Origin of the sequence: Streptomyces sp. URMC 129 (assembly GCF_051386415.1) — a bacterium.
In the GTDB taxonomy this organism is placed as follows: Bacteria; Actinomycetota; Actinomycetes; order Streptomycetales; family Streptomycetaceae; genus Streptomyces.
On record NZ_JBPQTQ010000166.1, the window covers coordinates 1 to 10,298 of the forward strand.

A 10,298-nucleotide genomic window follows, 5' to 3' on the forward strand; every position below is an offset into this window, starting at 1 on the left:
GCCCGGCTCGCCCCCGCCCGGCGTGGCCGGCCCGCCCGCCGGCGCCTTCGGCGCGTTCACCGACGCCGACTACCTGCCCGCGCGCCCCGGCCGCCGCGCGCTGAAGCGCACCGCCCTCGTCGCGCTCGCCCTCGTCGTCCTCGGCGGCGCCCTCTACGCCGGGTACCGCTGGACCCAGAGCCAGTACTACATCGGCGCCAACGGCGACCACGTCGCGCTCTACCAGGGCATCAGCCAGGACCTCGGCCCGCTCAGCCTCAGCAGCGTCGAGCAGGACCACCCCGAGATCCGGCTGGAGCACCTGCCGCGGTTCCAGCGCGACCAGGTCGAGGAGTCCATCTCCACCGGCAGCCTCGGCGAGGCCGAGGACCGCATCGCCGAGCTCGCCGAGCAGGCCGAGGCGTGCCGCCTCCTCGCCGAGCAGGAGCAGGCACAGGCCGACCGGCAGAACGAGCTGAACGAGCAGGGCGGCGAGGGCGACGGCAAGGACGCGTCCAACCCGGAGGCCGCCCCCCAGACCCCGTCCCTGTCCGAGCGCCAGCGCGAACTCGCCCGGGACTGCTGACCTAAGGCCGGAAGGCAATGAGCCAGACCAGCAACACCACCGTCTCCACCGGCGGCCTGCCCAGCCGCCGGAACACCGAGCTGGCGATGCTCGTCTTCGCCGTGCTCATCCCCGTCCTGGCCTACGCCAACGTCGGCCTCGCCAAGGAGGAGACCCTCCCCACCGGCATGCTGGGCTACGGCCTCGGACTCGGCCTGCTCGCCGGCGTCGCCCACCTCGTCGTCCGCCGGTACGCGCCCTACGCCGACCCGCTGATGCTGCCCATCGCCACCCTGCTCAACGGCCTCGGCCTGGTCCTCATCTGGCGCCTGGACCAGGAGCCCGGCATCACCACCGACGCCCTGGGCGGCCCCATGGCCCCCGACCAGCTGATCTGGTCCACCGTCGGCGTCGCGCTCTTCCTCGCGGTCCTGATCTTCCTCAAGGACCACCGCATCCTCCAGCGCTACACCTACATCTCCATGGTGGTCGCGCTCATCCTGCTCGCCTCCCCGATCATCGTCGGCGAGGAGATCAACGGCGCCCGCATCTGGATCTCCATCCCCGGCGTCGGCTCCCTCCAGCCCGGCGAGTTCGCCAAGATCATCATCGCCGTCTTCTTCGCCGGCTACCTGATGGTCAAGCGCGACGCCCTCGCCCTGGCCAGCCGCCGCGTCATGGGCGTCTACCTGCCGCGCGGCCGGGACATGGGCCCCATCCTCGTCATCTGGGCGATCAGCCTGATGATCCTGATCTTCGAGACCGACCTCGGCACCTCGCTGCTGTTCTTCGGGATCTTCGTCGTCATGCTCTACGTCGCCACCGAGCGCACCAGCTGGATCATCTTCGGCCTCCTGCTCTCCGCCACCGGCGCCGTCTTCGTCGCCAACACGAACGCCCACGTCGGCGAGCGCGTCCACAACTGGCTCAACCCGCTGGAGCACGCCTCCAACGACGGTGTCACCGAGACCGCCCAGTCCATGTTCGCCTTCGGCTCCGGCGGCCTCTTCGGCTCCGGCCTCGGCCAGGGCTACTCCCGGCTCATCGGCGGCATCGCCACCAAGAGCGACTACATCCTCGCCACCGTCGGCGAGGAGCTCGGCCTGACCGGCCTGATGGCCGTCATCCTGCTCTACGCGCTGCTCATCGAACGCGGCATGCGCACCGCCCTCGCCGCCCGCGACCCGTTCGGCAAGCTCCTCGCCGTGGGGCTCTCCGGCATCTTCGCGATCCAGGTCTTCGTGGTCGCCGGCGGCGTGACGGGCCTGATCCCCCTGACCGGCATGACCATGCCGTTCCTCGCCCAGGGCGGCTCCTCGGTCATCGCGAACTGGGCCCTCGTCGCGCTCCTGCTGCGGATCAGCGACACCGCCCGCCGCCCCGCACCGGCGCCGGCGCCCTCCCTCGACGCAGAACAGACTCAGGTGGTCCGGACAACATGAACAAACCGATGCGACGGGTTGCCGTCTTCTGCGGCCTGCTCATCCTGGCCCTGCTGATCCGCGTCAACTGGGTCCAGTTCGTCCAGGCCGACGACCTGCAGAACCACGAGGACAACCGCCGGGTCGCCATCGAGCGCTACGCCCACCCGCGCGGCAACATCATCGTGGACGGCGAGCCCATCACCGGCTCCGTCGAGACCGACCACACCGACTTCGCCTACAAGCGGACCTGGACCGACGGCGAGATGTGGGCCCCGGTCACCGGCTACGCCTCCCAGACCTACGGCACCACCCAGCTGGAGAACATCTACGACTCCATCCTCACCGGCGACGACGACCGGCTGTTCTTCAACCGCACCATCGACATGCTCACCGGCGAGGACCAGCGCGGGGGCAACGTGGTGACCACCCTCGACGCCGACGCCCAGCGCGCCGCCTTCGAGGGCCTCGGCGACCACAAGGGCGCCGTCGTCGCGCTGGACCCGCGCACCGGCGAGATCCTCGCCCTGGTCTCCACCCCGTCGTACGACCCCTCCACCTTCGCGGGCAGCAGCCCCGAGGACGTCGAGGCGTGGGACGCCCTCCAGCCGGAGGCCAACCCCGACGACCCCATGCTCAACCGGGCGCTGCGCGAGACCTACCCCCCGGGCTCCACGTTCAAGGTGGTCACCGCCGCCGCCGCCCTGGAGAACGGCCTGGTGGACGACGTCAACGAGAACACCGAGTACGACGACCCGTACATCCTGCCGGACACGGCGGGCGTCGAGCTGCCCAACCAGATCCCGAACGTCTGTGAGGACGCCTCCATCCGCGAGGCGATCCGCTGGTCCTGCAACAGCGTCTTCGCCGGCCTGAGCAACGACCTCGGCAACGAGACGATGATCGAGGCGGCCGAGGAGTTCGGCTTCAACGAGGAGCTGTTCATCCCCGTCCGCGCCACCGCCAGCTCCTACCCCGAGGACAACCGGCCGCAGAACGCCCAGGCCGGCATCGGCCAGGCGTCCAACCGCGCCACCCCCCTCCAGATGGCCATGGTCGCCGCAGCCGTCGCCAACGACGGCTCGCTCATGCAGCCCACCATGCTGGACCAGCTCGTCGCCCCCAACCTCAACGTGGTCGAGCAGAACGAGCCGGACGAGATGAGCCGCCCGATGTCCCCGGAGACCGCGCAGCAGCTCCAGGACGCCATGGAGTACATGGTCGAGGAGAGCACCATCGACACCAGCGCCATCGAGGGCGCCGTCATCGGCGGCAAGACCGGCACCGCCCAGCACGGCGAGAACAACGAGGACCTGCCGTACGCGTGGTTCATCTCCTACGCCATGACCGACGAGGGCTCGCCCGTCGCCGTCGCCGTGGTCGTCGAGGACGGCTCCGACGAGCGCGACCAGATCTCCGGCAGCGGGCTGGCCGCCCCGATCGCGATCGATGTCATAGAGGCCGTGCTGGAGGGCGAGAACGCCGGGTGATCCGCCGGCCCGGCGACCGCCGCGGCGCAACGGATCACACCGAACACACGTCATACACGCAGACCGGCCTTCCCGGCCGGTCCCGGTACCCGGCGATACCGGTTGCATATCGGCCGACAACCGCCGTCCGGTGGGCCCGCCCCCGCCGGGTACCGTAAGCCAGGGCCTGGACCCCTGGCCCCGAGGGCCGACCAGGGGGTACGGCCCGGGACCAAACGGAGAGGGCTGGAAACATGGAAGAGCCGCGTCGCCTCGGCGGGCGGTACGAACTGGGCCAGGTGCTCGGCCGCGGGGGAATGGCCGAGGTCTACCTCGCCCACGACACGCGTCTGGGCCGCACGGTCGCGGTCAAGACGCTCCGTGCCGACCTCGCCCGCGACCCCACGTTCCAGGCCCGCTTCCGCCGCGAGGCGCAGTCCGCGGCCTCGCTCAACCACCCCGCGATCGTCGCCGTCTACGACACCGGCGAGGACTACGTCGACGGCATCTCCATCCCGTACATCGTGATGGAGTACGTCGACGGGTCCACCCTGCGCGAGCTGCTCCACTCCGGCCGCAAGCTGCTGCCCGAGCGGGCCATGGAGATGTGCGTCGGCATCCTCCAGGCCCTGGAGTACAGCCACCGCAACGGCATCGTGCACCGCGACATCAAGCCGGCCAACGTCATGCTCACCCGGACCGGCCAGGTCAAGGTGATGGACTTCGGTATCGCCCGCGCCATGGGCGACTCCGGCATGACGATGACCCAGACCGCGGCCGTCATCGGCACCGCCCAGTACCTGTCGCCCGAGCAGGCCAAGGGCGAGACCGTCGACGCGCGCTCCGACCTGTACTCCACGGGCTGCCTGCTCTACGAGCTGCTGACCGTCCGGCCCCCGTTCATCGGCGACTCCCCGGTCGCGGTCGCCTACCAGCACGTCCGCGAGGAGCCGCAGCCGCCGAGCGTCTTCGACCCGGAGATCGCCCCCGAGGTCGACGCCATCGTGCTCAAGGCGCTGGTGAAGGACCCCGACTACCGGTACCAGTCGGCCGACGAGATGCGCGCCGACATCGAGGCGGCCCTCGACGGCCGCCCGGTCGGCGCCACCGCGGCGATGGGCGCCGTCCCGTACGGCTACGACGACCGGCCCACCACCGCCCTGCGCGCGGCCGACCCGGCGACCCAGATGATGCCGCCGGCGTCCGACCCCGACGCGTACGGCTACGACGACTACGGCGGCCGGGCCGACCGGCGCCAGCGCAACCGGAACACCTCGACCGTCCTGCTGGTGATCGCCGGCATCCTCGTGCTGATCGGCGCCATCTTCATCGGCCGGGCGCTGTTCGCCGGCGACCCGCCGGAGAGCGCCCTGGAGGTGCCCGACGTGAGCGGCCAGTCCCTGGAGGAGGCGCAGCGGGAGCTGGAGAACGCCGGGTTCGAGCCGCAGGAGGGCGACAGCCGCCCGTGCGAGGAGGACGCGGACACCGTCTGCGCCACCGACCCGGCGGCCGGTGAGGAGGCCGAGCGCGGCGCCACCGTCACGATCATCATGTCCGAGGGCCCCGAGACGGTCGAGATCCCCGACGTGACCGGCCAGGACTACGAGGACGCCGAGGCCGAGCTGGAAGAGCTGGGCTTCGTGGTCAAGCGGGAGGACGAGGAGACCGACGCGGCGGAGCCGGGCACCGTCCTGGAGCAGAACCCGGGCGCCGGCGAGGAGGCCGAGACCGGCACCGAGATCACCCTCACCGTCGCCGCCGAGGTGGCGGGCGTCGAGGTGCCCGACGTGGTCGGGGACGACTTCGACGCCGCGAAGCAGGAGCTGGAGGAGGCCGGGTTCTCCGTGACCCGCCGCGACCAGATCGACGACTCGCGCGAAGAGAACACCGTGATCCAGCAGGATCCGCGCGCCGGCTCCCAGCTGGAGCCGAACGGCATCGTCACGCTCTACGTCGCGATCCCGTCCAGCACCCAGCCCACCACGGCCGAGGTGCCGAACGTGGGGGGCCAGCCGCTGGCCGACGCGAGGACCGCGCTGCAGAACGCCGGCTTCACGAACATCACCGTCCAGGGTCCCGACACCGCCACCGCCGTGGTGATGTACACCACGCCGAACGGCGGCGAGGAGGCCGAGCTGTCCGCCCCCGTCACCGTCTACACCTACGACCCGGGCGCCGACGGCGGCCAGGAAGGCGGCGCCGACGGCGGCAACGGGGACAGCAACGGCAACGGGAACGGCGCCGAGGGCGACTCCGGCACCGACTTCGGTGACTTCTTCGGAGGCGCGGGCGACGACTGACCGCCCGTCAGCCGAGGGTTCCCTCCTCCGGCTCCGGCACCTCGGTGGCGGGGGAGGGTTCCATCAGCCAGTCCGGGTTGGTCTGGCCGCTCCACCACTTCCACGCGACGAACGCGCCGCCGGCGACCAGGCCCAGCAGCCCGACCCGCCGCACCAGCCGCCCGGTCCGCGCCCGGCGCTGGCCGCGCCGTACGGCCGCCCGCAGCTCGCGGGGGCTGACCTCGCCGCGCAGCGCCGACAGCGCCGCCTGCGACCTGGCCGCCGCCTCCTCCTTCGCCGGGCCCGCCGCGGCCACCGCCTTCTCGACCCGCGGGGCGACCTGCGTCGCGTACTTGACGCGGGCCTGCAACGCCGCCTGACGGGCCTTCGGCCCCAGGTACGCCCCTGCCTGCTGGGCCGCCTGCACCGCACTGTCCTTCGCCGTCACGGCGTACGGGGTGACCATGTCCGCGGCGTGCCGCACCCCCGACTTCCCGTTGTGGCTCATGGATTGCTCCTCCTTGTGCTTCTTGGTGGCGTTTTCCCACTGCCTAGTCGTGTTGTCCACTCATGCGGAAATCATGCGCAAAATCATGCCGGGTGGGCCGGGACCCGGCGCGCGAAACGAGCATCCGGAGGGGTGGCGTGTCGCGCTCGCATGGCAGGATCGGGGACCGTCACTGACGTAGACGGAAGGTAAATCGTGGCTGAGCAGCTCTACGCCACCCTGAAGACCAACCGCGGCGACATCGAGGTCCGGCTCTTCCCGGACCACGCGCCCAAGACGGTCAAGAACTTTGTCGAACTCGCCGAGGGCACCCGCGAGTGGGTCCACCCGGCCACGGGCGTGAAGTCCACGGAGAAGCTGTACGACGGCACGGTCTTCCACCGGGTGATCAGCGGCTTCATGATCCAGGGCGGTGACCCGCTGGGCAACGGCACCGGCGGCCCGGGCTACAAGTTCGCGGACGAGATCCACCCCGACCTCGCCTTCACCCGCCCCTACCTGCTGGCCATGGCCAACGCCGGCCCCGGCACCAACGGGTCGCAGTTCTTCATCACCGTCGCGCCCACCGCGTGGCTGACCGGCAAGCACACCATCTTCGGCGAGGTCGCCACGCCCGCCGGCCAGCAGGTGGTGGACGCCATCGCCAACACCGCGACCGACGGCCGCACCGACCGCCCGGTTCAGGACGTGGTGATCGAGTCGGTCACCATCACCACCCGCGAGGGCTGACCTCCCACCCCCGCCCGGGAACCATCGCGGCCCCCTGTCCGTAGGATCAGGGGGCCGGATGGGCCCCGTGAGGCCCTGTGGGGGTGGGTGTCGGAAGGGACGTCATGGCGGAGCAGTTCGGACAGCCGCAGCCGCGGCACGGTCTGGCGCGGTGCTACCGGCACCCCGACCGGGAGACCGGCATCCGCTGCACCCGCTGCGACCGCCCCATCTGTCCCTCCTGCATGATCTCCGCGCCCGTCGGCCACCAGTGCCCGGACTGCGTCCAGGGCACCTCGGGCGCGGCGCGCGCCGCCCGGCCCCGCACGCTGGCCGGCGGCACCGTCACCGACGACCCCCGGCTGATCACCAAGATCCTCCTCGCGCTCAACCTGGCGGTCTTCGCGGGCGTCGTCATCGCGGGCGACCGGCTGGTCACCGACCTCGGCATGCTGGGGTACGCGATCGACGGCAGGACCTTCGAGTGGATCGGCGTCGCGGACGGCCAGTGGTACCGCGTGCTGACCGCGGCCTTCCTGCACGAGCGGGTCTGGCACCTGCTCTTCAACATGCTGGGGCTGTGGTTCCTCGGTCCGCCGCTGGAGACCGCGCTCGGCCGGATCCGGTATCTCGCGCTCTACCTGATCTCGGCGCTCGCCGGCAGCACCCTGTCCTATCTGCTGGCCGAGCAGAACCAGCTCTCCCTGGGCGCCTCCGGCGCGATCTTCGGCCTCTTCGGCGCCACGGCCGTGCTGATGCGCCGGCTGCGGGCCGACATGCGGCCCATCGTGGTCCTGCTGGCGATCAACCTGGTGATCACGTTCACCTGGTCGAACATCGCCTGGCAGGCCCACATCGGCGGCCTGGTCGCGGGCGCGGCGATCGCGTACGCCATGGTCAACGCGCCGCGCGAGCGGCGGACCCTGGTCCAGGCGGGCACCTGCGCCCTGGTCCTGGCGGTCCTCGTGATCGCCTGCGTGATCAGGACCGCTCAGCTTCTGAACGGCTGAGCCGGAAAGTTATCCACGGCGATCCAGAGTTATCCACAGCCGGTGTCGGTTCCTGCGCGGGCTGTGGACGGCGCGTCCCTGACCTGCACCGACCCGCGTTTCCGCAGGCCGACAGGGGTGCGGCGGCCCGCGCGGCTCGGACGGGCGTTCCCGCGTTCACTCAGTTATCCACAGATCTTGTGATGTTCGGGCGAGCTGTGGATAACTCGCCGGACGCCGCGCGGGGCGTCACTTCCACTGCGTGGAGACCACGAACCCCAGCGCGATGAACCCGAAGCCGACCACGATGTTCCAGTTCCCCAGGGACTCCACCGGGAGGTCGGCCTGAGTGACGTAGTACACCACGATCCAGGCCAGCCCGATCACGAACATCGCGAGCATCAGCGGCGCCACCCAGCGGCGTCCGCCCATGTCGATCTTCGTGGGCGTCCGCTTCTCGGGCGGGGCGTAGGTGTCCTTCTTCTTCCGGATCCTGGACTTCGGCACGAGGAGCTCTCCTGTCGATCGCGCTGCCTTGATCGCGCCGGTCAGCGCGGAGCTATGGGATCGTCCGTTAGCGTAGTGCGTCCCCGCCCGATAAAGGAGACCAGGGTCACGGTGATCGGCTCCCGCCCGCCCCTGCGGCCGATACGGCTGGGCACCGTCGCCGTCTTCGCGCTGGCGGGCCTGCTCTTCTGGCTCAGCTTCACCGTCGCCCAGGGCAACAACATCCGCACCGACGACTCCCTGCTCCAGATGTCCGACCTCATCCGCGAGCGGGCCCGCGACAACGCGGCCCTGGAGGCCGACACCGCCGCCCTCCGCGACGAACTCGACGCCCTCGCCGGGGACGACCGCCCGCTGGACCCCGCCGAGCGCCGCCGCCTCGACCTCCTCGAACAGTCCGCCGGCCTGACCGGACTCACCGGCCCCGGCCTCACGGTCACCCTCACCGACGCCCCGCCGGACGCCACCGCCCTGGTCCCCGACGTCCCCGAGCCGTCCCCCAACGACCTCGTCATCCACCAGCACGACCTCCAGGCCGTCGTGAACGCCCTGTGGGCCGGCGGCGCCGACGGCATCGCGGTCATGGACCAGCGGCTGATCTCCACCAGCGCCGTGCGGTGCGTCGGCAACACCCTGATCCTCCAGGGCCGCCTCTACTCACCGCCCTACACCGTCACCGCCATCGGCGACCCCGACCGGCTGCGCGCGGCGCTCGACGCGTCACCGGCGATCCGCACCTACCGCCAGTACGTCGCCGCCTACGGCCTCGGCTGGCGCGTCGAGGAGCACACCCGGACGACGCTGCCCGGCTACGAGGGCGGCATCGCGCTCCAGCACGCACGCCCGACCGAATGAGCACACACCACTCCCTCCCCCGCGTCGTACGCTTGGACCACGCGTCGTCGCACGCGGGAGACCTCAGGAGGGGAACGCGAAGCCATGTACGGGTGGATCTGGCGGCACCTGCCGGGCAACGTGCTGGTGCGCGGGCTGATCTCGCTGCTGCTGGTCCTGGGCGCGGTGTACCTGCTGTTCGAGTACGTCTTCCCGTGGGCCGAGCCCCTGCTGCCGTTCAACGACGTGACCGTCGACGAGGGACAGGAGACCGGACAGTGACCCCCGCACGCATCCTCGTCATCGACAACTACGACAGCTTCGTCTACAACCTCGTCCAGTACCTCTACCAGCTCGGCGCCGAGTGCGAGGTCGTGCGGAACGACGCGGTCGGCACGGACCGCGTGGGCGAGGGCGGCTTCGACGGCGTGCTGATCTCGCCGGGCCCCGGCACGCCCGAACAGGCCGGTGTGAGCGTCGACATGGTCCACCACTGCGCGGCCACCCGCACCCCCGTGTTCGGCGTCTGCCTCGGCATGCAGGCGATGGCGGTGGCCTACGGCGGCGTGGTCGGGCGCGCCCCCGAACTGCTGCACGGCAAGACCTCGGACGTGCGGCACACGGGCGCGGGCGTCTTCGCCGGACTGCCCACGCCGCTGACCGTGACCCGCTACCACTCGCTGGCGGCCCAGGAGGCGACGCTGCCCGCGGAGCTGGAGGTCACCGCCCGGGCCGGCGACGTCATCATGGGCCTGCGCCACCGCGAACTGCCCGTGGAGGGCGTGCAGTTCCACCCGGAGTCGGTGCTCACCCGGGGCGGCCACCGGATGCTGGCCAACTGGCTGACGGTCTGCGGCGACGCGGGCGCGGTCGGGCGCTCGCACGGACTCGCCCCCGTCGTGGGGCGCCCGGCGTGACCACGCCCTGGGGGTCGGAGGACGACGCCTACCAGGCGGCGATCGAAGCGCTCAACGACCCTCTGACCGACCCGCTCCCCGGCCACCCGCCCGCCGCCGACCCCGAGACGATCGGCCTCCGC

10 protein-coding genes and 1 pseudogene are annotated in these 10,298 nt (G+C 71.3%); 9 read left to right on the forward strand and 2 right to left on the reverse strand.

The window, feature by feature from the left end:
- The 4 genes and pseudogenes from ACSNOC_RS25230 to pknB form a co-directional block, all read left to right on the forward strand.
- Positions 1-565, forward strand: a pseudogene (locus ACSNOC_RS25230) (protein phosphatase); the annotation flags it as partial.
- A 17-nt stretch (positions 566-582) separates the two neighbouring features.
- Positions 583-1,986, forward strand: a complete 1,404-nt coding sequence (locus tag ACSNOC_RS25235) for an FtsW/RodA/SpoVE family cell cycle protein (protein WP_436749875.1) — start codon at positions 583-585, stop codon at positions 1,984-1,986.
- Positions 1,983-3,455 (forward strand): peptidoglycan D,D-transpeptidase FtsI family protein, encoded by a 1,473-nt coding sequence (locus ACSNOC_RS25240; RefSeq protein WP_436749876.1) that lies wholly within the window; start codon positions 1,983-1,985, stop codon positions 3,453-3,455. The genes ACSNOC_RS25235 and ACSNOC_RS25240 overlap by 4 nt, the downstream gene beginning before the upstream one ends.
- A gap of 233 nt (positions 3,456-3,688) precedes the next feature.
- Positions 3,689-5,734 (forward strand): Stk1 family PASTA domain-containing Ser/Thr kinase, encoded by a 2,046-nt coding sequence (pknB, locus tag ACSNOC_RS25245; protein WP_436749877.1) that lies wholly within the window; start codon positions 3,689-3,691, stop codon positions 5,732-5,734.
- A gap of 7 nt (positions 5,735-5,741) precedes the next feature.
- On the opposite strand, the gene ACSNOC_RS25250 is transcribed toward pknB, so the two are convergent.
- A complete protein-coding gene (locus ACSNOC_RS25250; RefSeq protein ID WP_436749878.1) occupies positions 5,742-6,221 on the reverse strand; it encodes a DUF5324 family protein in 480 nt (159 codons plus the stop codon).
- A gap of 195 nt (positions 6,222-6,416) precedes the next feature.
- On the opposite strand from ACSNOC_RS25250, the gene ACSNOC_RS25255 reads away from it, so the two are divergent.
- Together ACSNOC_RS25255 and ACSNOC_RS25260 are read left to right on the forward strand one after the other, a co-directional pair.
- Positions 6,417-6,950 (forward strand): peptidylprolyl isomerase, encoded by a 534-nt coding sequence (locus ACSNOC_RS25255; RefSeq protein ID WP_436749879.1) that lies wholly within the window; start codon positions 6,417-6,419, stop codon positions 6,948-6,950.
- A gap of 104 nt (positions 6,951-7,054) precedes the next feature.
- Positions 7,055-7,939, forward strand: a complete 885-nt coding sequence (locus ACSNOC_RS25260; protein WP_436749880.1) for a rhomboid family intramembrane serine protease — start codon at positions 7,055-7,057, stop codon at positions 7,937-7,939.
- A gap of 228 nt (positions 7,940-8,167) precedes the next feature.
- Here the strand turns inward: ACSNOC_RS25260 and crgA are convergent, their stop codons facing one another.
- Positions 8,168-8,425: a cell division protein CrgA gene (gene crgA / locus ACSNOC_RS25265; protein ID WP_436749881.1), complete on the reverse strand. Its 258-nt coding sequence runs from the start codon at positions 8,423-8,425 to the stop codon at positions 8,168-8,170.
- A gap of 111 nt (positions 8,426-8,536) precedes the next feature.
- Here crgA and ACSNOC_RS25270 point away from each other — a divergent pair, with 111 nt between their 5' ends.
- The 3 genes from ACSNOC_RS25270 to ACSNOC_RS25280 all read left to right on the forward strand — a co-directional run bounded on the left by ACSNOC_RS25270 (position 8,537) and on the right by ACSNOC_RS25280 (position 10,176).
- On the forward strand, positions 8,537-9,280 hold the full coding sequence (locus tag ACSNOC_RS25270; protein WP_436749882.1) for a DUF881 domain-containing protein: 744 nt from the start codon (positions 8,537-8,539) through the stop codon (positions 9,278-9,280).
- 84 nt (positions 9,281-9,364) lie between these two features.
- Positions 9,365-9,541 (forward strand): hypothetical protein, encoded by a 177-nt coding sequence (locus ACSNOC_RS25275; protein WP_436749883.1) that lies wholly within the window; start codon positions 9,365-9,367, stop codon positions 9,539-9,541.
- Complete coding sequence (locus ACSNOC_RS25280) at positions 9,538-10,176, forward strand: aminodeoxychorismate/anthranilate synthase component II (RefSeq protein ID WP_436749884.1); 639 nt, start codon at positions 9,538-9,540, stop codon at positions 10,174-10,176. Before ACSNOC_RS25275 ends, ACSNOC_RS25280 begins: the two co-directional genes overlap by 4 nt.
- Positions 10,177-10,298: the final 122 nt, after the last annotated feature.